Genomic DNA, 23,613 nt, shown 5'->3' with positions numbered 1-23,613 from the left:
GGCGCGCACTCTACAGCGCGCGCGTCATGAAGACGCTGTTCGGGTCGTCCACGTAATCGCCGAACGGCGTGCACGGCGTGAAGCCCGCACGCGCGTACAGCGCGTGGGCTGGCGCGAAGTACGCCATCGATCCGGTCTCCAGGCTCAGCCGCCGGTAGCCGCGTCGGCGGGCCTCGTCGACGATGTGGGCGAGCATCTTCGCGGCCACGCCGCGACGCAGATGGCGCTGCGCCGTGCGCATCGACTTCACTTCGCCATGGCCCGCATCCAGTTCGCGCAACGCACCGCAGCCGGCCAATTGTTCGCCATCCCATACCGCCCAGAAGCTGATGTCGTGGCCGCGCAGAGCGTCGAGATCGAGCGCATGCACGCTTTCCGGTGGTGACGTGCGACGCATCCAGTCCAGGTGCTCCTGCAGGAGGGCGATGACAGCGGGATGACGGAGATCGTCGAGGCGGATGTCCATGCAGGCCGGCAGGTGGGGACTGACGCCACAGTGCCACGCGGACCGCTGGCGGGATATGGCCAAGGTGTCCGTGCGTCGTGCCGCGGCCCGCTTCGTGCGAGAATCGCGGTCGATGGCCCCGTAGCTCAGCTGGATAGAGCGGTCCCCTCCTAAGGGACAGGTCGTGCGTTCGAATCGCGCCGGGGTCACCATCTCTCCCATCGCCCCGCGCCACCTGCGCGCCTCGGCGAATCGACGATCGATCCGTTCCCGCATCGGCAATCCGAACAAAGCCCGGCACGGATTCCTCGTCGTTCCGTGCAACGCGCCGCAACCCGGGAATCGCTTGGAAAAACACGGACTTACGCAAGGTCCGGTCGGCCCGCTCTGGTAGAATCGCGCACCTCTTTCGATGCCGCGCGATCTCCGGCGGCATCCCGTGCACTGACCCTGGAGCTTCCATGCCTGCTGACCTCCTCAAGGCCCTCGGCCTTACCACCACCAACTCCGGCACCTACCTCGGCAGCGGTGAGTGGTCCAAGACCACCGACGCCGGCCTGCTGCAGTCGATCAACCCGACCACCAACGAGGTGATCGCCGAGGTCCACGCCAGCAGCCAGGCCGACTACGAGAAGGTGGTCGCCCGCGCGCAGGCCGCATTCAAGATCTGGCGCACCACCCCCGCCCCGCGCCGCGGCGAAGCGATCCGCCTGTGCGGCGAAGCACTGCGCAAGCACAAGGACGCGCTGGGCTCGCTGGTCGCGCTGGAAATGGGCAAGAGCAAGCCCGAAGGCGACGGCGAAGTGCAGGAGATGATCGACATCGCCGACTTCGCCGTGGGCCAGAGCCGCATGCTGTACGGCTACACCATGCACTCCGAGCGTCCCGGCCACCGCATGTACGAGCAGTACCAGCCGCTGGGCCTGGTCGGCATCATCAGCGCGTTCAACTTCCCGGTCGCCGTGTGGGCGTGGAACTCGTTCCTGGCCGGCATCTGCGGCGACATCTGCATCTGGAAGCCGTCCAACAAGACGCCGCTGACCGCGATCGCCAGCATGAAGATCTGCAACGACGCGCTGAAGGAAGGCGGCTTCCCGGACATCTTCTTCCTGATCAACGACGCCGGCGTCGAGCTGGCGCAGCAGTTCGTCGACGACAAGCGGGTCCCGCTGATCAGCTTCACCGGTTCCACCCAGGTCGGCCGCACGGTCGGTGAGCGCGTCGCGCGCCGCATGGGCCGCAGCCTGCTGGAGCTGGGCGGCAACAACGCCATCATCCTGGACGAAACCGCCGACCTGAAGCTGGCCGTGCCCGGCATCGTGTTCGGTGCCGTCGGCACCGCCGGCCAGCGCTGCACCACCACGCGCCGCCTGATCGTGCACGAATCCATCTACGACACCGTGCTGGCCACGCTGATCAAGGCGTACAAGCAGGTGGAAGGCAAGATCGGCGACCCGACCGACCCGGCCAACCTGATGGGCCCGCTCAACAGCCAGGGCGCCGTGCAGCAGTTCCTCGACTCCATCGCCAAGGCCAAGGCCAGCGGAGGCACCGTCGAGACCGGCGGCACCGCGATCGACCGTCCGGGCAATTTCGTGCTGCCGGCGATCGTCACCGGCCTGAAGAATTCCGATGAGGTCGTCCAGCACGAGACCTTCGCGCCGATCCTCTACGTGATGAAGTACAAGACGCTGGACGAAGCCATCGAGATGCAGAACGCTGTGCCGCAGGGCCTGTCGTCGTCGATCTTCACCCAGAACCTCAAGGCGGCCGAGCAGTTCCTGTCGGCGGCCGGCAGCGACTGCGGCATCGCCAACGTCAACATCGGCACCAGCGGCGCCGAGATCGGCGGCGCCTTCGGTGGCGAGAAGGACACCGGCGGCGGACGCGAATCCGGTTCGGATGCGTGGAAGGTCTACATGCGCCGGCAGACCAACACCATCAATTATTCGGATTCGCTGCCGCTGGCGCAGGGCATCAAGTTCGACCTCTGACGGAAGCAAGGCCGGCATGGCTGCAAGCCGGCCGCCCTGGACGGGCCCGCTTCTGGGATAATCGCGCCACCTTCACGGGTGGCGCGTTTTTTTGCCTGTCCGAGCCTGCGCCATCCCGCCTCCCTGACCCCTGCACGGAGCCCTCAGATGACCCCAGTCCGCACCACCAGCAGTCTCGCCATTGCCAGCCTCGTGTCCGGCATCCTCGGCTGGACCCTCCTTCCCGTCATCGGCACGCTCGTGGCCATCATCACCGGCCACATGGCGCGCGCCGAGATCCGCCGCAGCGCAGGCACGCTGGACGGCGACGGACTGGCGATCGGTGGCCTGGTGCTGGGCTGGGTGTCGGCGCTGTTGTGGATCCTCGGTATCGCCGCCATCTTCCTGTTCTTCGGCGGCCTGGCCTGGCTGGCGACGTTGAGCTGAGCCCGCTCGCGTCCATGTATTCGTTCGCCCGCCCCTTCCTCTTCGGCCTCGATGCCGAAACCGCCCATGGCATGGGCCTGAAGGCGCTCGACCTGGCCTACCGCACCGGTACCACGCCGCTGATGGCGAGGCCGATCACGCCGATGCCCACCAAGCTCATGGGCCTGACCTTTCCCAATCCGGTCGGCCTGGCCGCGGGCCTGGACAAGAACGGCGCACACATCGATGCGCTGTTCGCGCTGGGTTTCGGCTTCGTCGAGATCGGCACGGTCACGCCCAAGCCGCAGCCGGGCAATCCGAAGCCGCGCATGTTCCGCCTGCCGGAGCACCAGGCCGTCATCAACCGCCTCGGCTTCAACAACGAGGGCGTCGACGCGCTGGTCCGCAATGTCGAGGCCGCGCGCCGCGACCGCGGCCTGCTCGGCATCAACATCGGCAAGAACAAGGACACCTCCAACGAGCGCGCCGCGTCCGATTACCTGTACTGCCTGGAGCGCGTCTACCCGTTGGCGGACTACATCACCGTCAACATTTCTTCGCCAAACACCGCCGGCCTGCGCGAGCTGCAGGAAGAGCAGGCGCTGCGCCAGCTGATCGGCACCCTGCGCGAATCACAGGAAGAGTTGGCCGCGCAGCACGGCAAGCGCGTGCCGATGCTGGTGAAGATCGCGCCCGACCTGTCCGACAGCGATATCGATGCGGTCGCGCGCGTGCTCGGCGACATGCAGGTCGACGGCGTCATCGCCACCAACACCACCGTCTCGCGCATCAGCGTGCAGGAGCATGCGCATGCACGCGAGACCGGCGGCCTGTCCGGGGCGCCGCTGATGGGCCAGTCCACGCTGGTGCTGCGCCGCCTGCGCACGCGCCTGCCGGATGCGATCCCGCTGATCGGCGTGGGCGGCATCCTGTCCGGCGCCGACGCGGTGGCGAAGATGTCTGCCGGCGCCTCGCTGGTGCAGTGCTATACCGGCCTGGTCTACCGCGGTCCCGAGCTGATCCGCGAATGCGTGGAAGCCATCCGCCGCCGTCGCGAGGCCCGCAGCGGCGGTCCGGTGGCGCCGGAATGACGAGCGGCTACCGCGTCACCGCGAACGCCCCGCTGCGTGCGCGCACGACGTTCGGTGTCCCTGCGCGGGCGCCGTGGCTGATCGAGGTCGATGATGCCGCCGCACTGGATGAGGTGCTCGCGCTGCCGCAGGTCGCCGGAGCCGAACCGCTGATCATCGGCGGCGGCAGCAACCTGCTGTTCGCCGGCGACGCGCCGGGCGCCGTCATCGCGATGGCCACGCACGACCTGCGCGTGCTGTCCGACGACGGCGTACAGGCCCTCGTCCGCGCCGACGCCGGCGTGGCCTGGCATCCGCTGGTGATGTGGACGCTGGACCAGGGCCTGTGCGGACTGGAGAACCTGGCGCTGATCCCGGGCACGGTGGGTGCGTCGCCGATCCAGAACATCGGCGCCTACGGGACCGAGGTGGGCGAATTCATCCATGTCGTCGAAGCGCTCGATCGTCGCCGGGGCACGCGGGTGCGGCTGGACCGCGACGCCTGCGCCTTCGCCTACCGCGACAGCGTGTTCAAGCACGACGCCGACCGCTACCTGGTGACGGCGGTCGAGTTCCTGCTGCCGCGCGCGCCGGCGCTGCGCCTGGACTATGCGGGCATCCGAGACGAGCTGGGTGCGATGGGCATCGCCGATCCGACCGCGCGCGACGTCGGCAACGCGGTCATCCGCATCCGCCAGCGCAAGCTGCCCGACCCTGCCGTGGTCGGCAATGCGGGCAGCTTCTTCAAGAATCCGATCGTCTCGCAGGCGCAGGCCGACGCGTTGCTGGTCGACTACCCCACTCTGCCGGTGTTCCGCGGCGACGCCGCGCACAACCGCAAGCTGTCGGCGGCCTGGATGATCGAAGCCTGTGGCTGGAAGGGCCACCGCGACGGCGACGCCGGCGTCTCCGCCGCGCACGCCCTCGTGCTGGTCAACCACGGCGAGGCGACCGGTGCGCAGCTGCTGCTACTGGCCAGGAAGATCGCCGCGTCGGTCCAGGCGCGCTTCGGCGTCGCCATCGAGCCGGAACCGAAGATCATCGGGGCGAGCTGGTAGCCCCTCCCATGATCCTCATCCTGCCTCGGATACAGCTCCCTCCCCCGCGTGCGTGGGAGGGTTGGGGTGGGGGGATGCCGAAGCCGACCGCCCTCGGCGACCGCGATGGCAGCGAGTGCGGCGACCCATCGACCGCATACCCGCGCTCATGGACTCCGTTCGCCCCCATCCGCCCCTTCCCCCGCAGGCGGGGAAAGGGGCGGATCTTCGCTGCGTCGTGCCGGCAATGATCGGCGGCGCGTTCGAACGTCTCGGAGCCGCTCGCCCCCATCCCAGCCTTCCCCCGCAGGCGGGGGAAGGGGCAGATCCGGAACGTTGATGCCCACCCTGCCCGCCCACTACCGCGCCGCCGCATTGATGCTGGGCAGCACGGTGTTCTTCGCGCTGATGGTGGTGGCGATCCGGCTGGCCTCGGCCACGCTGCATACGTTCGAGATCGCGTTCTTCCGCAACTTCTTCGGCCTGCTCGCGGCGGCACCGCTGATCCTGCGCCACGGGCCGGGCTTCCTGAAGACCACCCAGTTCCCGCGCTACCTGTTCCGCTGCGTGATCGGCATCTGCTCGATGCTGGCCGGCTTCTGGGCGATCGGCCACCTGCCGCTGGCGCAGGCGGTCTCGCTGTCGTATTCCACCCCGCTGTTCGTCACCCTCGCCGCCGCGGCGATGCTCAACGAGCAGGTGCGCGCGCGCCGCTGGACCGCGGTGGTGCTTGGCTTCATCGGCGTGCTGATCATCGTGCGGCCGGGCACGTCGCAGTTCACCGTCGACGCGATGATCGCCGTGCTGGCGGCGGTGATGAGCGCGCTGGTGGCGATCCAGATCAAGCAGTTGTCCAACACCGAGCCGGCGGACCGCATCGTCATCTACACCACGCTGCTGTGGGTGCCGATGTCGCTGGTACCGGCGCTGGCGGTATGGGAATGGCCGCAGGGCATCACCTGGGTGTGGGTGATCGCGGCGGGCGTGCTCGGCACCGGTGGCCACATGCTGTGGACGCGTGCATTGAAGCTGGGCGAAGTGTCGGCGCTGACGCCGATCAGCTTCATGCAGCTGCCGGTGGTGGCGCTGTTCGGCTGGCTGCTGTTCGACGAGACGCTGGACGCCTGGACCCTGGTCGGCGCCGGCATCATCTTCGGCGCCAACGCCTATATCGCGCACCGCGAGGCGGTGCTGTCCCGTCGCGCCGCGTCGGAAGCGCCGAGCGCGGGCGCCAAACCCGGGGAGTGACCGCCACGCGGGCTCAGCCGCGCGTGGTCGGCTGCCTGCCCGGCCGCTTGTTCTCGCGATAACGCTCCGCGAGTTCGGCGTCGGCGTCATCCAGCGTCGTGGGGTCCGCTGCCAGCAGCGGCGCGATGTACTGGCGGTACAGCGGCTCCGCTTCTTTCGGACGACCCAGTTCGCGGTAGGTGTCGATCAGGTTCCACGCTGCCGTGCGCGTTTCCACGTGCGTCTCGCCCAGCGCACGCCGGCGCAGCTCGAACAGGCGCTGGAATTCGGCCAGCGCTTCCGGCACGCGACCCAGCACCCGCAGCGCTTCGGCGCGGATGACCATCGTGGCCTGCGCCTGCGGATGCTTCTCGCCCAGCGTCTTCAACGCCAGCGGCTGCACATCGGCCAGCAGGCGCAGCGAGGCTTCCGCCTGGCCCGCATTGAGCAGCGTGCCGGCATGGTTGACGAGGATGGACAGGGTGTCCGGATGGCCCGGGCCAAGCACGCGACTGCGCGCGGTGATGACCTGCTCTTCCAGCGGCAGCGCCGACGCGTAGTCCTTCCGACGCGCGAAGGCCGTGGCCAGGTTCAGGCGCGTGCGGACGGTCTGCGGATGATCGCGGCCGAGCACGCGTTCGCGTGCGGCCAGGACGTCCTGCAGCAGCGGCAACGCCTTCTCCACCGATGCGGCGTCGGCGCCGTCGATCATCATCGTGGCCAGCGTGCTGCGGGCCTGCAGCGTGACCGGGTGTTCGCTGCCCAGCTTGCCAATGTAGCGATCGGTCAGGTCGCGCTGCAGGGCGATGGCCGCGTCCTTCTCGCGGTTCATGATGCGCAACACCGCGAGGTTGCCCATCGCCGACAGCGTTTCCTCGTGATCTGGACCCAGCGTGGCGGTGCGCCGTGCAACCACGGTTTCCATGTTGGCGCGCGCCTCGGGGAGCTCGCCGAGGTTGCGCTGCACCGCCGCGAGGTCATTGGTCGCCTCCAGCGTCGCCGGATCGTCCGGACCCGCACTGGCCAGCAGCCGCGCCTGCACGGCCTCGATCACGCCCTTCGCGCGCGGGCGGTCGCCGCGCGCCGAGATCACCTGCGCCTGCGCCAGTTCCAGCTTCACCCGCACGCGGTCGTTGTCCGCCAGCGCGAACGCACGCGGCAATGCCCTCTGCAGCGCCGCCTCGGCCTGGTCGATGTGCGCACCTTCCAGCAGCGCCTTCACCTGGTCGTTGCGCGCGCGCAGGGTGTCCTGCGCGCCCTCGCCGAGCACGCGGCTGCGGTAATCGGCCACCTGCGAGAAATGCGCGGCCGCCTTGTCGTACAGCCCGATGGCGGCATACACGTGGCCGACCGATTCGCGCAGGCTGGCTGCCACGTCGGGCTGGTCGGCGAAATCGCGCGCGATCGCCTCTTCCGCGTTCGCCAGCAACTGACGGTCGACCAGGTCGCGCGCCAGGTCGTTCGTGCTGGTCTTGGCCAGCGTGGCGCCGAACGCGTCGGCGGCGGACGGGTCCACGCTGCTGACCTGGCGCACCAGGCCCTCGGACAGGCCCACGCCCATGGTCTCGATGTCGATGCCTTCCAGCATCGACTGCTGGAACGCGGCGACCTTCTCAAGCTCGGCGCTGCGAGCCTCGGCGACGCTGCGCTGCGTGCGCGCCTGCTGCAGGCCGTACAGCGACAGGCCCAGTCCGCCCAGCAACGCCAGCAACGCGAACCCGGCGGCGACGGCCGCCGTGCGATGGCGGCGCAGGAACTTGCGCCAGGCATAGCCGCGGCTCGGCGGCACCGCCGACACCACGCGACCGTCGAGATACCGCTGCAGGTCGTCCGCCAGCGCGGCGACCGAGTCGTAACGCGCATCGCGGTCGTGCTGCATGGCCTTCAGCACGATCCAGTCGAGGTCGCCGCGCAGCCGCTCGCGCATCCGCGCCAGCGACAGGCCACGCTCCTGCGCCATCTGCTGCGCCTGCCCGGCCGGCAGCGCGGCCAGCCGCGACGACGGTGCCACGGCCGTCGGGGTATCGGCGGACCAGGTTTCGCCGGCCGCTTCCGGACGCACGCCGGTCACCAGTTCGCACAGCACCACGCCCAGCGAATAGACGTCGCTGCGCGTGTCGACCTGCCCGGTATCGCCCTGCGCCTGCTCGGGGCTCATGTATTCGGGCGTGCCGGCGCGCTCCAGCGCCGCATCGCCGGCCAGCGACGCGGCCATGGCGATGCCGAAATCGATGATCTTCGGCGCCGGCCTGCCGTCGAGCGTGTCCACCAGCAGGTTGCCGGGCTTGAGGTCGCGGTGCACCACGCCCTTGTGGTGCGCGTGCTGCACGCCTTCGCAGACGCGGATGAACAAGGCCACGCGCGCATCCAGCGGCAGGCGCTGGTCGCGGCAGTAGCGCGTGATCGGGCTGCCGTCGGTCAGCTCCATCGCGAAGAACGGATAGCCTTCCTCGGTGGTGCCGGCGTCGTAGATCTGGGCGATCGCCGGGTGGCGCATCTGCGCCAGTACCTGCCGTTCCACTTCGAACCAGGCCAGGTGGCGGGCCTGCAGGCGCTGGACGCGCATCAGCTTCAGCGCGACCTCGCGCCGCACCGGCTCCAGCTGCGCGGCGCGGTAGACCTCGCCCATGCCGCCGCGGCCCAGCAGGGCCTCGATCCGGTAATGGCCCAGCCGCGCGCCGGGCGCGAGCGTGCCGTCAGCCGACGTAGGCGCGTCTGTCAGACGCGTCGCCAGGCTCTCGGTGGGTGCGAGGTCGTCGTAAGGTTGCGATGTCATGCCACTGTCCCCGGTGCGCCCCGGCATGGTAGCGGAAGCGTGAGTTGACCGACCGATCCGTTACACTCGGTCCCGCACCTGCCTGCCGCGCTCGCATGTCCCGGGACTTCCTCAATCCACCGACCACGCAACGGACCATCCTGAGCGACGGCCCGACGCCGTCGTCGCACCGGTCCGCATGCGTGGTGGTGATCCATGGCGAAGGCCTGGGCCGGCGCGCCGACATCGACACCGCGCGCGTGCGCGTGGGCCGCTCGCAGGAGGCCGACCTGCACATCCCCCACAACAGCGTCTCGCGCCTGCACTGCGAGCTCTGGCGCGACGGCGACAGCTACCGCGTGCGCGACCTCGGCGCCACCAACACCACACGCGTCAACGACGCGCCGGTGTCCGAAATGGTGCTGGCCGACGGCGACCACATCACGCTGGGCGAGAGCATCCTGAAGTTCATCAGCCACAGCAGCGTGGAAGCGCGCTACCACGAGGAGATCTACCAGCTCGCCACCCACGATGCACTAACGGAGATGTACAACCGCCGCCATTTCATCGAGACGGTGGAGAAGGAGATCGCCCGCGCGATGCGCCACCAGCGCGATCTGACCATGTGCATCATCGACGTGGACCTGTTCAAGCCGATCAACGACCGCTACGGCCACATCTCCGGCGACCACGTGCTGAAGCAGATCGCCGGACTCGTCCGCCGCCACGTGCGCAACGACGATGCCGCCGCCCGCATCGGCGGCGAGGAGTTCGCGGTGCTGCTGCCGGAGTGCGGGCCCGAGGCGGCCTACGGCTTCGCCGAGCGCCTGCGCGAAGCGGTGGAGGCGGTAGTGTTCAAACCGGGCGGCGAAGCGCAGACGATCACGGTCAGCATCGGCATCGCCGCGCTGACGCCCGAGCGCGACACTTGCAGCCGCATGATGGCCGCCGCCGACGCAGCGCTGTACCGCGCCAAGAGCGAAGGCCGCAACCGGGTCTGCATCGAGCACTGACGGCTCAGCCGGTCAGCGGCTCCACGCCGTATCCCTGCGCGCGCCACGCGTCGATGCCGCCACGCAGCGGCAGCACGTCACGGAAGCCGGCACGGCGTAGCCGCCCCGCCATCCAGGCGGCCGAAACCTCGTCCGGGCAGGCGCAGTAGATGACGATGCGCTGCTCGCGCGGATAGGTGGCGAGGATGCCGTCGAGCTGGCGCTCGTCCGCGAACACCGCGCCGGGAATCCGGTACGGATCGACGTCGCGGAATCCCGGCGCGCGGATGTCGAATACAACAGGCGCCTGGCCGTTGCGGATCAGGCCGTCCAGGTCTACCGGCTCGATGCGTGCCGCTTCCAGCGACGCCAGCAGCGCGCGCCGGCGCCACCAGCGCCAGCCCACGTAGGCCGCCAGCGCGATGCCGACCAGCACGCCCGCCCCGGCGCCGAGCTGCGACAGCGTGTCGATGACGGTTTCCACCTGCCGTGAGAACACCACGCCCAGCCCCAGCCCCAACGCGGCCCACAGCGCAGCGCCCAGGCCGTCGTAGCGCAGGAACAGCGGCAGTCGCGCCTGCATGGCGCCGGCCAGCGGCACCGAGACCATCGACAGGCCGGGAATGAACTTCGCCACCGACAGGACGCGGATGCCGAAGCGGCCATAGAAGCGCTCGGTACGCTTCATGCAGGTGTCGCGCGACAGCGACAACCGGCACAGCGACTGCAGCGTGCGGTTGCCGTAGCGGCGGCCGGCGTAGAACCACACGCTGTCGCCGATCAGGCTGGCCGCGACCGACACTGCCAGCACGCCGAGCAGCGGCAGCCACATCGCCTCCGGCTGCAGCGCCAGTCCGGCGCCGACCAGGATCAGCGTCGGCATCGCCGGTACCGGCAGGCGCAGCGACAACGCCAGCACGTTGGCGAACACCAGCAGCACGCCGTATTTGTCCACCACGTCCTGCATCGCGATCCCCGTCGCTGCTGCCGCGCGTCGCGGCGAGCCGGCATGTTCGATCCGCAGGAGGGCGGCGGCAAGCCATCGGCCCGCAACGATCCGTTGTCCGGCGGGGATAGCGCACGCGTATACCAAGCCGCGGACGCGTGCTGCGCCGCAGGATCGTCCCGTTTACCTGACCGTCCACGACGCCGGCGAAGGGGGGCATCGCGGCCAATGTCGGGGGCATGGGCAGCCAAACCCCGTGCCATCACGCCGGCTTAATCCCGCAGCGAGACGAACGCACCACCATGCGCCGCTGTACGGTCGCCGCCCCCAGGGTGTGCCGCACGCCAAGGCAGTCCATCCCGTTGAACGTCCGCTCTGACTCTCGCCGGAGGATCCGATCATGGTTGCACCCGTACGACCCGCCCGCCTGCCCCTCGTCCTCGCCACCGCCACGCTGACCCTCGCCATCGCCGCCCCGCTGAAGGCCGAGGAAGGCGACTACAGTTTCTGGCAGACGCTGGTGAACCTGGTCTCGCCGCCCAAGGCCGACAACAAGGTCACCGCCGCGCAGCGCACCGGCAACTATCCGTTGCTGTCCAACCCATCCGGCTTCAACGACGGCTTCCAACCCGGCCGCTACGACGCCTGGCAGACCATCCAGCTGGCGCCTTCGACGGGCGCGGTCTGTGGCGACGGCTCGCCGTTCAAGTTCTTCGTCAACCGCGTGGCCGACACCCGCAACACCATCATCTACATGGAAGGCGGCGGCGCCTGCTGGGACTACGCCAGTTGCAGCGGCCAGAGCGGCATCCGCGGCGCGCGCAACCCCAATGGCATCCCCGACGACTACATGGGCCTGCTGAATCCGGGCGCCAGCCTGGTCAGCCCGTTCGTCACCCGCGTCAGTCCCTTCGACGGGGTGAAGACGCAGGGCTGGAACATGGTCTACGTGCCCTACTGCACCGGCGACATCTACAGCGGCGACAAGGTGGCCGTGTACAACGACCCGAGCGGGCAGAATGCGCCGCTGGTCTGGCACCACAACGGCGCGCGCAACGTGCGTGCGGTGGTGAGCTGGCTGAAGGACAACCTGCCCCGGCCCACGCAGATGCTCTCCACCGGCTGCAGCGCAGGCGGTGCCGGCAGCCTGACCAGCTACCACCCGCTGCGCCGCGACCTGGCGCCCACACGCAGCTTCCTGATCGACGACTCCGGCCCGATCTTCCCCACCCCGAAGAACGGCAACCCGGTCGACTACCCGTCGCAGCCGCTGATGGCGCTGATCCGCAGTGCCTGGGGCCTGGACCAGCCGAACGGCCCGCTGCCCTACCTCGCCAGCGGCCTGCCGCAGTTCGACCTCAACGAGCTCGGCACGCTGTATCCAGCCCTGTCCAGCAAGTACGCGAGCGACCGGCTTGGCCATACGCATTTCTGGAAGGACCTCAACTACTCCTCGTACTCGTACGAGCGCTTCTATCCCGACATCGCCAACGCGCCGGACCAGGCGACCAAGGAAGCGCGCATCCATGCCCGCTGGAACACCGACACCGCCCGCCTGCGCGACCGCCTGAACGGGCTGAACAATGTCGGCGGCTATTTCCCGCAGTACCGCGCGCTCAACGAAAGCCACTGCACCACCATCGTCGACTTCAAGAACGCCGACGTGCAGGCGCAGAACCTGGAGCTGAAGCACTTCATCGACAGCGTGCTCGACGGCCAGGGCAAGGTGCTCGACGCCAGCGAACAGGACGACAAGGCCGACAAGGCCAAGCCGTTCAACCTGCTGTACTGGCTGGTGGACCAGTTGATGGGCTGAGGACGATGTCCGGGACCGTCGCGATGCGGCGGTCCGGGTACTCGAGGACCCGGGAATGAAGAAACTGCTGACCCTGCTGGTGCCCTGCCTGGTTTTCGCAGCGGCCGTGGTCTGGTGGAAGAACGACGCGCGGGATCCTGGCGAAACGACATCGTCCGCGTCGACTGAGGCCACCTCCGCATTGCCATTGGCCTCACTGCAGGCCACGCCACAAGCGCAGGCGCATCGCGAGCGCCAGCGCTTCGAGGCCGATGCGAAGGACTTCTTCGCGCGCGCACCGTCGCTGCGTGCCGTCGAGCGCAGTGAACGCGCCGACGCGCTGTCGCGCCAGATCGACCGCTACGAGGCCGAGGATGGCCTGTCCGCCGGCGAAGCCGTGCTGCTGCGTACCGCCTTGATCAAGGCCACCGTTGACGATCCCGCCGAGCAGGCTGCGGCGGTCGCCGAGATGGCCGACCGCTACCGCGCGCATGCCGACCAGCGCATGGCCGCCTTCGCGACGCAGCAGGCCAGCGATCCCCGCTTCCAGTCGTACAAGGCACGCGAAGCCCAGGTCGTCAGCGAGGTGATGGCGATGACCTCGATTCCCGCTGGCCTCACCCGCGACCAGTACCTGCGCCAACGGCTGCAGGAAGAGCGCGAGCGTGCGTACGCACCCTAGGATTGCTCCTCTGTAGGAGCGACGTAAGTCGCGACCGCACGCCATCGCGTCGTGATCCATGCAGCACGCTCCGTGGTGCTGGATCGATCATGATTCGTTGAGGTGTCAGGACCTGTCGTTGATCCGGTCGCGACTTACGTCGCTCCTACAACCGCTGGCAACTGCCTAGCGGGCCAGCCATGGCCGTCCACGCACGCGATACAGCACCAGATAGACACCCGATACCCATGCGATGCCGGCCGCGAAGCCGCCGAGGATGTCGGACGGATAGTGCACGCCCAGGTAGATGCGCGAGATGCCGACCAGCAGCGCGAAGCTGCCGGCCAGCGCCACCGCCAGCCAGCGCCAGCGCGTATGCCAGCACAGCAGCACGACCACCATCGCCAGCGTCGCGGAGCCCATCGCATGGCCGCTGGGGAAGCTGAAGGTGTGCTCGGGCGCGATCGATTCCCACAGCGTCGGCCGGTCGCGCTGGAAGAACTGCTTGGTCGCCATGTTGAGCAGCGCCGAGCCGGCGAACGACACGCCGGCGAACGTGGCTTCTCGCCAGCGACGCGCGATCAGCAGACCGAGCGTCAGTGCGATATCGACCGGCACCACGCCCCACTGGTAGCCGATCGCGGACATGAAGATGAAGAACCGGTCCAGCGCTGGCCCTGTCATGGCATGCGCGTGCCACAGCAACGGATCGTCGAAATAGAACGCCTCGAGCTCATGCACTTCGTCGGCCAGCTCGACGAAGGCCCACAGCGGCGCCAGTAGGCAGAGGAACAGCAGGACGAGGCGGCCGCCGTGCTCGCGCAGAAGGCTGGCGATGAGACGCCGGCCTTGGGCCAACCGCTCAGCCGGCGACACGCGCGTACTTGCTCTCGACGTAGTCGTCGATCAACGCGACGAACTCGTGCGCGATGTTCTCGCCGCGCAGGGTGACCTTCTTTTCCCCGTCGACGAATACCGGCGCGGCCGGCGCCTCGCCGGTGCCGGGCAACGAGATGCCGATGTTGGCGTGGCGCGATTCGCCGGGCCCGTTGACCACGCAGCCCATCACCGCGAGCGTCATGTTCTCCGCGCCCGGATGCGTGACCTTCCATTCCGGCATCTTGCCGCGCACGTGTTCCTGCACGACCTTGGCCAGCTCCTGGAAGAATTCGGACGTGGTGCGGCCGCAACCTGGGCAGGCGGTAACCATCGGCGTGAACGCGCGCAGGCCGGTGGTCTGCAGCAGTTCCTGCGCGACGATGACTTCCTGCGTGCGCGACTGGCCGGGTTCCGGGGTCAGCGAGATGCGGATGGTGTCGCCGATGCCTTCCTGCAGCAGCACCGCCAGCGCCGCGCTCGACGCGACGATGCCCTTGCTGCCGATGCCGGCCTCGGTCAGGCCCAGGTGCAGGGCGAAATCGGTGCGGGCCGCCATGTCGCGGTAGACCGCGATCAGTTCCTGCACGCCGCTGACCTTGGCCGACAGCACGATGCGGTCGCGCGGCAGGCCGATCTCGACGGCGCGTTCGGCCGAATCCACCGCCGAGCGGATCAGCGCCTCGCGCAGCACGCGGCCGGCGTCCCACGGCGTTTCGCGCGTGTGGTTCTCGTCCATCAGCTGCGCGGCCAGCGCCTGGTCCAGCGAGCCCCAGTTGGCGCCGATGCGCACCGGCTTGCCGTAGCGGATCGCGAACTCGATCAGCTGGGCGAACTGGGTGTCCTTCTTCTTGCCGAAGCCGACGTTGCCCGGGTTGATGCGGTACTTGGCCAATGCCTCGGCGCAGGCCGGTTCGCCCGCCAGCAACTGGTGGCCGTTGTAGTGGAAGTCGCCGATCAGCGGCACCGCGATGCCCATCATCTCCAGCTTCTCGCGGATGCGCGGAATGGCGGCGGCGGACTCGGGATTGTTGACCGTCAGGCGGACCATTTCCGAACCGGCGCGCCACAGTTCGGCCACCTGCTTCACGCTGCCGGCGATGTCGGCGGTGTCGGTATTGGTCATCGACTGCACCACCACCGGACGGCCGCCGCCGACGGTGGCGTTGCCGATCCGGACGGCCTGGGTGATGCGGCGCGGCCAGGGCGCGGCGTCGGTGGGGGGCGTGGGGCGGGTGACGGCGTCGTGCATGGCCGCATTGTAGCGTGGGCGCCTCGCCGTCCTGCGACACCCTGACGCAGGCGCCGGTCCACGGCCTTGCACTAGCATGGGAGCATGCCGAATACCCTGCTGACCCTGTCGCCGTCGTTCCTGCGCACGCTGTGCAACCTGCGCTGGGTGGCGATCGTGGGACAGGCGGTGACCGTGCTGGTGGCGCTGGGTCCCCTCGGCATCGACCTGCCGCGCTGGCCGCTGTGGGCCGGCATCGGCGCATTGGCCCTGTTCAACGTCTACGCCACCTGGCGCAGCCGCCGGCCCGGCGAAGAAACCGCCGCCGAGGCCTTCGCCCACATGCTGGTCGACGTGGCCGTGCTGTCCTGGTTGGTCGCCTGGAGTGGCGGCATCGGCAATCCGTTCAGCTCGATGTTCCTGCTGCTGATCGCGGTGTCGTCGCTGGCACTCCCCTTGCGCTGGGTGATCGCCACCGGCGTGGCCTGCCTGCTGGGCTACGTGCTGACGGCCATCTTCGGTCGCCCGCTGCCGCACCTGCACGACGATGCCTTCAACGTGCATCTGTGGGGCATGGGCGTGAACTTCGTGCTGTCGGCGGCCGTGGTGCTGTACTTCTCCACGCGCCTGGTCGCCGCGCTGCGCCTGCGCGAACAGGAACTGGCCCGCCTGCGCGAGCGCTTCGCGCGCAACGAAGGCATCGTCGCGCTGGCCACGCATGCCGCCGCGGTCGCGCACGAACTGAACACACCGCTTGCGACGCTGACGCTGCTGACCGAGGACATCCGCGAGCACGCGGCCGAACCCGACATCCGCGAGGACGCCGGCACCATGCGCCAGCTGATCGACGTGTGCCGCGACCGCGTGCGCGCGCTCGCCGCTTCGGCCGACATGGGCGTGCATCAGCGCGTGGACCTCGACGACGTGGTGCAGCGCTGGCAGCTGATCCGCCCGACCGTGGAGCTGCAGCGCACCGGCGCCCTGCCGCCGTGGCTGCCGACCGATGCATCCACCGGGCACTTGCTGCAGGCGCTATTGAACAACGCCGCCGATGCCAGCCGACAGGCCGGCTCGCAGCGCGTGGACCTGGACCTGCGCTGCGAAGACGGGGAACTGGTCGGCACCGTGCGCGATTACGGCAACGGCTTCCACGAAGCGCTGCCGTTCCAGTCCGAGCAACTGTTCCGCACCAGCAAGCCCGAGGGCATGGGCGTGGGCCTGGCCCTGTCGCACGCCACCATCGAGCGGCTGGGCGGACGCATGACCATGCGCGCCGTGCCGCCGAAGGGCGTGCAGGTGCAATTCCGCCTGCCGGTGGCAGGCCACGACGAAACCCATTGATGGGAGGCATCCGATGAAAGGCCTGCTGGTCGACGACGACGAACTCTATGCGCGCACGCTGCAGCGCAGCCTTGGGCGCAAGGGCATCGAGACCGAGATCGCGCTGGACGCCGCCAGCGCGCTGGCGCGGGCACGCGAACATCGGCCCGATTTCGCCCTGGTCGACCTGAAGCTAGGCGCCGATTCCGGCCTGACCTTAATCGAACCGCTGCGCGCGCTGCGCGCCGACATGCGGATCCTGCTGGTCACAGGCTACGCCAGCGTGGCCACCGCCGTGGAGTCGATCAAGCGCGGCGCCGACGACTACCTGCCCAAGCCGGCGACGGTACCGACCATCCTGCGTGCGCTGGGACTGGAAGCGCCGGCCGCCATGGACGAAGGCAGCGCGGCGGACGACACCATGACGCCGCTGAGCCGGCTGGAGTGGGAACACATCCAGCAGGCACTGGCCGAAACCGAAGGCAACATCTCCGCCGCAGCGCGCCTGCTGGGCATGCACCGGCGCTCGCTGCAACGCAAGCTGGCGAAGCGACCGGGACCGGAGCGTCGCTGGATCGACGAATAGCGGTCAGCGCGAGGGATCGCGGTCGGGATCCATCGCCATCCCGGCCCCCATGCCGAGACCGGCGCCCGCCCCCATGCCGGCGCCCGTCCCGCCTCCACCACCTCGCCCGCCGTCGCCGCGGCCGTCGCCCTTGCCGCCCTCGCCCTTCCCTTTCGCCGCGACCGGCCGTGCCGGCCCCTGCCTCGGTATCGCCAGTCCGGACGGAATCGGATCGAGGTCCAGCACGCTGCGGATGAAGTCGCGCAACGACACCACCAGATCGTGGGTATGGATAGGTCGACCCGCCGCCAGGTCGGTGGCGGCCTGCGCCGCCAACCGTACCTGATCGTCGGTGCCCAACAGGATGATGTCGGACAAGGCCGCCTCGACCGCATCGCGGATGCGGCGCCCACGGTCGCTGCCGGTATCGTCGTCGCTTCCTTCTTCCCGCGCACGCCGACGCAGGTCGCGCAGATGCGTCGGATCGACGTCCAGGTCACCGGTGAACGAACCGCCCAGCGTCTTGTAGGCGGCGATCAATGTGCGCAGGCGTTCGTTGATCTGGCGGTTCTCGCGCGCCCGCCGCTCCTGCACCGTCTGCATCACCACCAGCCGGATGCCGACGCCGATCAGCGTGATCAGCGCCAGCCCAGCCAGCGTCGTCAGCAGGCCCTGCCATGAACTGAAGTCGAGACCACGCATGGCAGGCGCCCTCCGGATGTCCGGCCGTTACCTTACCGAAATCCGCGTCATCGTCGCGCACGGCACCGGTCAGAACCCCTTGCGCAACACCAGTTCCCACGTCCGGGGATCGCCGAGGTAGACCATCGTGCTGCCCAGCGCGTAGACGGCATGGGTGCGATCGCCGAGGTTGCGCCCTCGCAGCGTCAGCGTCGTGTCGTCGCCGAACTGCATGGCCACGTGCGCTCCCCACGTCGCATACCCTGCGGTCGACAGGGTATTGGCCGCGTTGGCATGGCGCGACGACACGCCCCGCACGTCCAAGCCGGCCGACCAGCGCGGACTGAAGCGGTAGTCCAGCCACAGGTTGCCGACGCGCGAGGGCGTGTTGGTGGGCCGGTTGCCCGCGCGCGATACGGGCACGCCGCCGACGTTCTCGTAGAAATCGTCCAGCGTCGCATCGACCCAGGCCAGGTTGCCTTCGACGCTCAACGCCTCCAGCGGACGCCAGCCGAACGCCGCTTCGATACCGCGCGAGGATTGCTGGCCGACCGGCAATGTCTGTCCTGGATTGGCAGGATCGGTGATGGCGAGATTGCGCCGTACGATGCGATACGCGGCCAGCGTGGCGAAGCTGCGTCCGTCACGCGTCTGCAGCTTCGTGCCGATCTCGCCCTGGCGTCCGGTGGTCAGATCGAAGTCGCGCAGCGTGGCGAAGTTGGCCGTACTGAGGATGCCGGCCGGTGGATCGGCCGCAGTGCTGTACTGCGCGTAGACGCTCGCCTGCGGGGTGATGGACCAGGTGAGCGCGGCACGCCCGGTCGTGGGGGTGTACTCGCGCTCGAAACGCGCGGGATTGGTGGGCGTGACTGCGCGATGGTTGACGACGTCCAGCACGATGCGGTCGCGGCGCACGCCGGTCAGCAGCGACAGCGACGGGGTCAGTTCGGTCAGGTTTTCGACATAGAGCGCCTGCGTGTGCAGACGGTTGGTGCGGTCGGGCGTGTAGACGATCGCCGTGCCGGGCACGTCGAGGAAGCGGCCCGGCGTGACGGCGTCGAGCGGTACCGTGTCCACGGTGGCCGAGAGCGACAGCGGAAAACGCGTCTGCCGGTTGTAGCTGACATCCAGGCCCGTGGCCCACTGCGTGGGCAGGCCGAACAGCGTGCCGTCATGGCTCCATTCCAGGCGGTTGCCGTAGACCTGCTGGTCGTGCCGCTGCAGCAGCGTGCCCGAACGGATCACGTCGTCGTTGCCGGCGGTCAGGCGGTAGCTCTCGACGTTGCGGTAGTCGCGCAGCGCGTCGTAGTGATAGACCGTGTTGCGCACGGTGTCGTGCTCACCCGGTGTCCATTCCAGCAGCGAACGCGCCCAGCGCACGTCCTGTCCGTAGTAGCCGTCGGCGACGTTGTAGTTGCGGCCGATGGTCTCCGGCAGCACCGACAGGCGGCCGGTGGCCGGCTGGCGCACCGGCGTGCCCCAGTACGGACGATGGCTGTCCTCCTGCTGGACCTCCACCGCCAGGGTGTGGCGCAGCGTGGGCGCCAGTTGCACCAGCCACGAGGCGGCGAGTGTCGACGCCTCGCGCTCCTGACCGTCGATCCAGCTCTCGCCATCGCGCGCGCTCGCATCCACGCGAACGGCCTGGCGCGCCTCGTCGCCGCCGATGCGCAGGTTGGCCCCCATCGCCAGCGTGCCGTCGCGGAACGAACCCCACGACGCCTGCACGGCGGCCTCGTCGCGGTCCAGTCGCGCCAGCCGGGTGACATAGTTGATCGTGCCTCCGACCGCGCCGGCGCCATACAGGAAACTCGACGGCCCGCCGATCGCTTCCACTCGCTCGTACTGCCACGCATCAACCGGTCGGGCGGCGATGCTGGCGTACTGCACGTCGATGCCGTTGAACAGCTGGGTGATCTGGCTGCCGGAGAAGCCGCGGTACGTCACCGCATTGCCATTGCCCGGCGGCGACGCGACGGTGAGGCCGGGAATGCCGGCCAGCGCTTCCTGCGTGGTGCGCACTCCGCGCGCATCGAGCGCATCGCGGTCGATGACGGTGACCGACGCCGGAGTTTCCATCAGGGTCAGCGACAGGCGCGTGCCGGTGCCGGCGACCTGCTCGAGGCCGGCCTTGTGGCCTTTGACCTCGACCGTGTCGAGCTGAGTGGCGCGGGAGCCGTTGGGCAACGCGACCGGGTCTGCCGCGAAGGCGAAGGACGGAACGGACAGGGCCGCGGCAACGGCCACGGACAGGCAGGACGCACGCGGCGTCGCCCGGAAAGACAGGGACATGGACACTCCAAAGCACAAGGACGCGGCGCACGGGCCGCAAGGTCAATCAGGGGTCTTGTGGTTCAGAGCAGGACGGGCGGCCCTTGCCCGCCCAGGCCACGCAGGCGCAGTCGTCCCACGCGTGGAAGCGCCGGCAATCCCACGAGGATGCCGCCCGAGAGGCGCGGAAACAGCAGGGCGATACAGAGCAGCAACAGCGGCAATGCGGCCGCCAGCGTGCAGTAGGCGCAATCGGCACCCATCGTCATGCCGGCGGGTGATGGCGCCTTGCCGAACGGGGCCTTGGCGACCGGCGATTCGGCCCGCGTATCGACCCACTTGATGCCATCGGTCGTACACAGCTCGGTCCAGCCGGCCAGCACCTGCGATCCCGTGGCGTTCACCCACCGCGTGACCGACGGCGCGAACGCCATCAGCAGCGCCGCCAGCAAAGCCAGCTGCAGCATCGGTCGGAGGAAGACGGACGAACGGATCACCGCGGGATTCTAACCGGAGCGTGTGATGCAGGTCAGGTGCGACGAAGTGTCGCACCCGGGCGCATCAGCGGAACACGACGCGTGCGCTTTGCAACCGCGGCTTTTCGCCGGCCACGTCGGTCCACGCCAGCCAGGCGGCATCGTCGTGCCATTGCAGTCGCGGGATGCCGCTCGCGCGTCCACGTGCGGACAGGATCGCGACATCGACGCGCTGCGCCCCCGCCCAGGCGTCGTCGTAGCGCGCCAGCACCAGCGTCTGGCGTTCGTCCTGCGCCTGTTCCAGCCAGCTCACCAGCAGGTGGCCATCGCCAAGGACCAGGCCCAGGCGACCCAGCACCTGCATGCCCTTCGCCAGCGTCACCGGCGCACCGAACGTATCGCCGGCGTCGTCCGAACGTGCCGCACGCAGTTCCGGCACGCCACCTGCTTCCGTGTACCACGCGACCCAGACCGTGGCACCGTCCGCCACCGCCATCGGCCCGTTGACGGGGCAACCGGCGATCGTCCAGCCATCCGCATGCACATCGCGGGGCGGCGTCCAGCGCTGGCCGTCGAAGCGAACGATGCGCGTATCGCGGATCTCGCCATCGCCGCGTCCGCGATAGACGACCACCACGCCTCGATCCGTCACCGCGGACGAGGTGGTGCAGCAATCGCAGGTGGACGTATCCAGTGGCCACTCTCCCACCTGCTTCGCCTGCGCATCGTAGGTCGCGGCACGCAGCATCATCGCCGCACCGCCTGCGTGGTCGTGTCCTTCACCGTCGTGACCCGCATGTCCGGACGCTGCCTTCTGCCGGCTGTCCAGCCAGGCGATACCCAGCCGGTCGCGCGCCTGCGGCCAGAACGTCACGAAACCATGGTCGCCGGGCGTGCCGGACGGATGCACCAGTTGCGGCGCGCTCCACGTGGTGCCGCCATCGCCGGAACGTACCAGGTCGATGCCGTAATCCATCCGCGACGGCCCGGTACTGCGCAGCCAGTGCGCCCACAGCGAGCCGTCCGGCAGTGCATACACATGCGGTGTGTCGGCCCAGTTGACGAACCACGTGTCGCCTTCGGCGATCGTGCGCGGTGATTCCCAGCCCCCCGTCCCTGCAGGCCGGCGGCTGAAACGCAGCCGATGGCCTGCCCCGTCCACCGGTTCGATCCAGCTCAACAGCAGCGCACCGTCCGGCGTCGAGACCAGGTCGGGCTGTGCGGCGCCCGGCGGCGAAGGAAGGTCCACCACGTCCACGACGGGTGAGGGCGCAACGGCCGTAGGCACCGGTTCGCCCGGGGGCGAACAGGCGGCCAGCGCGGCGAGCAACACCGGCAACAAGGGACGGGTCCAGCGGGACGTGAGCATGGAAGACGATTCCGGCCGACGGGAGCGCGCCATTCCAGCACGGAATGCGCCCCACCGCCTGCGACGGCCTGTCGCAGGCATTCGCGGTGTCCTTCGTCGCGAGCGTTTATCCTTGCACCATGACCGACACCGCCCGCGACATCCTCACGCCTACCCAGCTCAATACGCTGGCGCGCGACCTGCTGGAGGGCGCGTTTCCGCTCGTGTGGGTGGAAGGCGAGCTGGGCAACGTCACCCGTCCAGCGTCGGGCCATCTGTATTTCACCCTGAAGGACGCACGCGCACAGGTGCGCTGCGCGATGTTCAAGCCCAAGAGCCAGTGGCTGAAGTTCGCCCCGCGCGAGGGACTGCGCGTACTCGCGCGCGGCCGGCTGACCCTGTACGAAGCGCGCGGCGACTACCAGCTGGTGATCGACAGCCTGGAGGAAGCCGGCGAAGGCGCGTTGCGTCGCGCGTTCGAGGAACTGAGGGCACGGCTCACCGCCGAAGGCCTGTTCGACGACGCCCGCAAGCGCCCCCTGCCCGCCCACGTGCAGCGACTCGCCGTACTGACCTCGCCCACCGGTGCGGCGGTGCGTGACGTATTGAGCGTGCTGCAGCGGCGCTTCCCGCTGCTCGAGGTCGACGTGCTGCCCGTGCAGGTGCAGGGCGAGACGGCTGCGTCCCAGATCGTCGACATTCTGCAGCGGGCGGCACGCAGCGGCCGCTACGACGTCATGCTGCTTGCCCGCGGCGGTGGTTCGCTGGAAGACCTGTGGGCGTTCAACGACGAAAGGTTGGCGCGCGCCATCGCCGCCTCGCCCGTTCCCGTCGTGTCCGCCATCGGCCACGAAACCGACTTCACCCTCGCCGACTTCGCCGCCGACCTGCGGGCGCCGACGCCCTCCGTCGCTGCCGAGCTGCTGGTCCCGGACCGGCGCGACCTGCTGGCGCGCGTGCAGGCATTGCAACGCCGTCTCGCCACCACCCAGGCGCACCGCCTGCGCAATGCCATGCAGCGCGCCGATCGCGCTGCGTTGCGCCTGAATGCGCAGCGTCCGCAGACGCGACTGGAGGCGTTCCGCCGGCGACAGGACGACGCCGCGCGCCGCCTGCATGCCCTGTGGCTGCACCAGCAGGCCCGGCGCATCGCAACGCTGCGCCACGCCGACGCCGTGCTGCGCGCGCATGCGCCGCAGCGCCGCCTCGAACAGCTGCGCACGCGCCTGCTTGCGCTCGCGCCACGACCCCAGGCCGCCGTGGCACGTACGCTGCAACGCGACGCCCTGCGCCTGCGCGCCCTCGCCCGTTCGCTGGAAGCGGTCAGCCCGCTCGCCACCGTCGCGCGCGGCTACGCGCTGGTGACCAAGGAAGACGGCACGCTGGTGCGCTCGGTGACGCAGGTGCAGGCGGGAGACAACGTCCACGCGCGACTGGCGGATGGAACCGTGAAACTGACGGTGGAATGACGCCACGACAACGGCGCGTCAACGATCCCGCTTACCGCCTCGTCGACAT

Annotated in this window: 20 protein-coding genes and 1 tRNA gene; 12 read left to right on the top strand and 9 right to left on the bottom strand. The window is 69.2% G+C overall.

All coding sequences use genetic code 11. The annotated features are described in order from the left end of the window. Positions 1–10: 10 nt before the first annotated feature. Positions 11–466, bottom strand: a complete 456-nt coding sequence (locus tag AC04MD_RS02700) for a GNAT family N-acetyltransferase (RefSeq protein WP_475495779.1) — start codon at positions 464–466, stop codon at positions 11–13. Positions 467–580: 114 nt separating this feature from the next. On the opposite strand from AC04MD_RS02700, the gene AC04MD_RS02695 reads away from it, so the two are divergent. The 6 genes from AC04MD_RS02695 to AC04MD_RS02670 all read left to right on the top strand — a co-directional run bounded on the left by AC04MD_RS02695 (position 581) and on the right by AC04MD_RS02670 (position 6,199). Next, positions 581–657 (top strand) — tRNA-Arg (locus tag AC04MD_RS02695). Between the two features lie 249 nt (positions 658–906). Beyond that, on the top strand, positions 907–2,439 hold the full coding sequence (gene amaB, locus AC04MD_RS02690; RefSeq protein WP_475495778.1) for an L-piperidine-6-carboxylate dehydrogenase: 1,533 nt from the start codon (positions 907–909) through the stop codon (positions 2,437–2,439). A 147-nt stretch (positions 2,440–2,586) separates the two neighbouring features. Next, positions 2,587–2,865, top strand: a complete 279-nt coding sequence (locus AC04MD_RS02685; protein WP_475495777.1) for a DUF4190 domain-containing protein — start codon at positions 2,587–2,589, stop codon at positions 2,863–2,865. 14 nt (positions 2,866–2,879) lie between these two features. Further along, positions 2,880–3,935, top strand: a complete 1,056-nt coding sequence (locus AC04MD_RS02680) for a quinone-dependent dihydroorotate dehydrogenase (RefSeq protein WP_475495776.1) — start codon at positions 2,880–2,882, stop codon at positions 3,933–3,935. Next, positions 3,932–4,972: a UDP-N-acetylmuramate dehydrogenase gene (murB, locus tag AC04MD_RS02675; protein ID WP_475495775.1), complete on the top strand. Its 1,041-nt coding sequence runs from the start codon at positions 3,932–3,934 to the stop codon at positions 4,970–4,972. The genes AC04MD_RS02680 and murB overlap by 4 nt, the downstream gene beginning before the upstream one ends. A 318-nt stretch (positions 4,973–5,290) precedes the next feature. Then, positions 5,291–6,199 (top strand): DMT family transporter, encoded by a 909-nt coding sequence (locus tag AC04MD_RS02670; RefSeq protein WP_475495774.1) that lies wholly within the window; start codon positions 5,291–5,293, stop codon positions 6,197–6,199. A 13-nt stretch (positions 6,200–6,212) separates the two neighbouring features. Here AC04MD_RS02670 and AC04MD_RS02665 read toward each other — a convergent pair whose 3' ends face one another. Further along, the gene (locus AC04MD_RS02665; RefSeq protein ID WP_475495773.1) at positions 6,213–8,954 is read right to left on the bottom strand and encodes a serine/threonine-protein kinase; all 2,742 of its coding nucleotides are present in this window, start codon (positions 8,952–8,954) and stop codon (positions 6,213–6,215) included. 95 nt (positions 8,955–9,049) lie between these two features. On the opposite strand from AC04MD_RS02665, the gene AC04MD_RS02660 reads away from it, so the two are divergent. Then, positions 9,050–9,946, top strand: a complete 897-nt coding sequence (locus AC04MD_RS02660; RefSeq protein WP_475495772.1) for a diguanylate cyclase — start codon at positions 9,050–9,052, stop codon at positions 9,944–9,946. A gap of 4 nt (positions 9,947–9,950) precedes the next feature. On the opposite strand, the gene AC04MD_RS02655 is transcribed toward AC04MD_RS02660, so the two are convergent. After that, positions 9,951–10,892, bottom strand: coding sequence for a DedA family protein/thiosulfate sulfurtransferase GlpE (locus tag AC04MD_RS02655; RefSeq protein WP_475495771.1), 942 nt, complete (start codon positions 10,890–10,892; stop codon positions 9,951–9,953). 379 nt (positions 10,893–11,271) lie between these two features. Here AC04MD_RS02655 and AC04MD_RS02650 point away from each other — a divergent pair, with 379 nt between their 5' ends. Both AC04MD_RS02650 and AC04MD_RS02645 read left to right on the top strand, forming a co-directional pair. Next, entirely contained in the window at positions 11,272–12,687 is a 1,416-nt protein-coding gene (locus AC04MD_RS02650) for a pectin acetylesterase-family hydrolase (protein WP_475495770.1), read from the top strand. 55 nt (positions 12,688–12,742) lie between these two features. After that, positions 12,743–13,348: a hypothetical protein gene (locus tag AC04MD_RS02645; protein WP_475495769.1), complete on the top strand. Its 606-nt coding sequence runs from the start codon at positions 12,743–12,745 to the stop codon at positions 13,346–13,348. A gap of 165 nt (positions 13,349–13,513) precedes the next feature. Here the strand turns inward: AC04MD_RS02645 and AC04MD_RS02640 are convergent, their stop codons facing one another. Then, entirely contained in the window at positions 13,514–14,203 is a 690-nt protein-coding gene (locus AC04MD_RS02640) for a phosphatase PAP2 family protein (RefSeq protein ID WP_475495768.1), read from the bottom strand. Beyond that, positions 14,190–15,455 carry a flavodoxin-dependent (E)-4-hydroxy-3-methylbut-2-enyl-diphosphate synthase gene (gene ispG, locus AC04MD_RS02635; RefSeq protein ID WP_475495767.1) on the bottom strand — a complete coding sequence of 422 codons (1,266 nt, stop codon included), beginning with the start codon at positions 15,453–15,455 and terminating at the stop codon, positions 14,190–14,192. The genes AC04MD_RS02640 and ispG overlap by 14 nt, the downstream gene beginning before the upstream one ends. A gap of 84 nt (positions 15,456–15,539) precedes the next feature. On the opposite strand from ispG, the gene AC04MD_RS02630 reads away from it, so the two are divergent. After that, a complete protein-coding gene (locus tag AC04MD_RS02630; protein ID WP_475495766.1) occupies positions 15,540–16,775 on the top strand; it encodes an ATP-binding protein in 1,236 nt (411 codons plus the stop codon). Between the two features lie 13 nt (positions 16,776–16,788). Beyond that, positions 16,789–17,340 carry a response regulator transcription factor gene (locus tag AC04MD_RS02625; RefSeq protein WP_475495765.1) on the top strand — a complete coding sequence of 184 codons (552 nt, stop codon included), beginning with the start codon at positions 16,789–16,791 and terminating at the stop codon, positions 17,338–17,340. 3 nt (positions 17,341–17,343) lie between these two features. On the opposite strand, the gene AC04MD_RS02620 is transcribed toward AC04MD_RS02625, so the two are convergent. The 4 genes from AC04MD_RS02620 to AC04MD_RS02605 form a co-directional block, all read right to left on the bottom strand. Beyond that, positions 17,344–18,021, bottom strand: a complete 678-nt coding sequence (locus AC04MD_RS02620) for a hypothetical protein (protein WP_475495764.1) — start codon at positions 18,019–18,021, stop codon at positions 17,344–17,346. A gap of 69 nt (positions 18,022–18,090) precedes the next feature. After that, positions 18,091–20,292 carry a TonB-dependent receptor gene (locus tag AC04MD_RS02615; RefSeq protein ID WP_475495763.1) on the bottom strand — a complete coding sequence of 734 codons (2,202 nt, stop codon included), beginning with the start codon at positions 20,290–20,292 and terminating at the stop codon, positions 18,091–18,093. Between the two features lie 62 nt (positions 20,293–20,354). Beyond that, positions 20,355–20,768: a DUF2946 family protein gene (locus AC04MD_RS02610; RefSeq protein ID WP_475495762.1), complete on the bottom strand. Its 414-nt coding sequence runs from the start codon at positions 20,766–20,768 to the stop codon at positions 20,355–20,357. Between the two features lie 64 nt (positions 20,769–20,832). Continuing rightward, entirely contained in the window at positions 20,833–22,116 is a 1,284-nt protein-coding gene (locus tag AC04MD_RS02605; RefSeq protein ID WP_475495761.1) for a sialidase family protein, read from the bottom strand. A gap of 119 nt (positions 22,117–22,235) precedes the next feature. Between AC04MD_RS02605 and xseA the strand changes: the two genes are divergently transcribed. Continuing rightward, positions 22,236–23,564, top strand: coding sequence for an exodeoxyribonuclease VII large subunit (xseA, locus tag AC04MD_RS02600; protein WP_475495760.1), 1,329 nt, complete (start codon positions 22,236–22,238; stop codon positions 23,562–23,564). Positions 23,565–23,613: the final 49 nt, after the last annotated feature.

It is taken from the genome of Pseudoxanthomonas sp. LjRoot206 (genome assembly GCF_056175725.1).
Note: the sequence above shows the minus strand (reverse complement) of the source record. Positions and strands in the feature narration are given on the sequence as shown.

Excerpts from the sequence above, each read along its gene's own strand:
- AC04MD_RS02700 (WP_475495779.1), bottom strand. The coding sequence starts at position 466 with ATGGACATCCGCCTCGACGATCTCCGTCATCCCGCTGTCATCGCCCTC.
- amaB (WP_475495778.1), top strand. The coding sequence starts at position 907 with ATGCCTGCTGACCTCCTCAAGGCCCTCGGCCTTACCACCACCAACTCC.
- AC04MD_RS02685 (WP_475495777.1), top strand. The coding sequence starts at position 2,587 with ATGACCCCAGTCCGCACCACCAGCAGTCTCGCCATTGCCAGCCTCGTG.
- AC04MD_RS02680 (WP_475495776.1), top strand. The coding sequence starts at position 2,880 with ATGTATTCGTTCGCCCGCCCCTTCCTCTTCGGCCTCGATGCCGAAACC.
- murB (WP_475495775.1), top strand. The coding sequence starts at position 3,932 with ATGACGAGCGGCTACCGCGTCACCGCGAACGCCCCGCTGCGTGCGCGC.
- AC04MD_RS02670 (WP_475495774.1), top strand. The coding sequence starts at position 5,291 with ATGCCCACCCTGCCCGCCCACTACCGCGCCGCCGCATTGATGCTGGGC.
- AC04MD_RS02665 (WP_475495773.1), bottom strand. The coding sequence starts at position 8,954 with ATGACATCGCAACCTTACGACGACCTCGCACCCACCGAGAGCCTGGCG.
- AC04MD_RS02660 (WP_475495772.1), top strand. The coding sequence starts at position 9,050 with ATGTCCCGGGACTTCCTCAATCCACCGACCACGCAACGGACCATCCTG.
- AC04MD_RS02655 (WP_475495771.1), bottom strand. The coding sequence starts at position 10,892 with ATGCAGGACGTGGTGGACAAATACGGCGTGCTGCTGGTGTTCGCCAAC.
- AC04MD_RS02650 (WP_475495770.1), top strand. The coding sequence starts at position 11,272 with ATGGTTGCACCCGTACGACCCGCCCGCCTGCCCCTCGTCCTCGCCACC.
- AC04MD_RS02645 (WP_475495769.1), top strand. The coding sequence starts at position 12,743 with ATGAAGAAACTGCTGACCCTGCTGGTGCCCTGCCTGGTTTTCGCAGCG.
- ispG (WP_475495767.1), bottom strand. The coding sequence starts at position 15,455 with ATGCACGACGCCGTCACCCGCCCCACGCCCCCCACCGACGCCGCGCCC.
- AC04MD_RS02630 (WP_475495766.1), top strand. The coding sequence starts at position 15,540 with ATGCCGAATACCCTGCTGACCCTGTCGCCGTCGTTCCTGCGCACGCTG.
- AC04MD_RS02625 (WP_475495765.1), top strand. The coding sequence starts at position 16,789 with ATGAAAGGCCTGCTGGTCGACGACGACGAACTCTATGCGCGCACGCTG.
- AC04MD_RS02620 (WP_475495764.1), bottom strand. The coding sequence starts at position 18,021 with ATGCGTGGTCTCGACTTCAGTTCATGGCAGGGCCTGCTGACGACGCTG.
- AC04MD_RS02615 (WP_475495763.1), bottom strand. The coding sequence starts at position 20,292 with ATGTCCCTGTCTTTCCGGGCGACGCCGCGTGCGTCCTGCCTGTCCGTG.
- AC04MD_RS02605 (WP_475495761.1), bottom strand. The coding sequence starts at position 22,116 with ATGCTCACGTCCCGCTGGACCCGTCCCTTGTTGCCGGTGTTGCTCGCC.
- xseA (WP_475495760.1), top strand. The coding sequence starts at position 22,236 with ATGACCGACACCGCCCGCGACATCCTCACGCCTACCCAGCTCAATACG.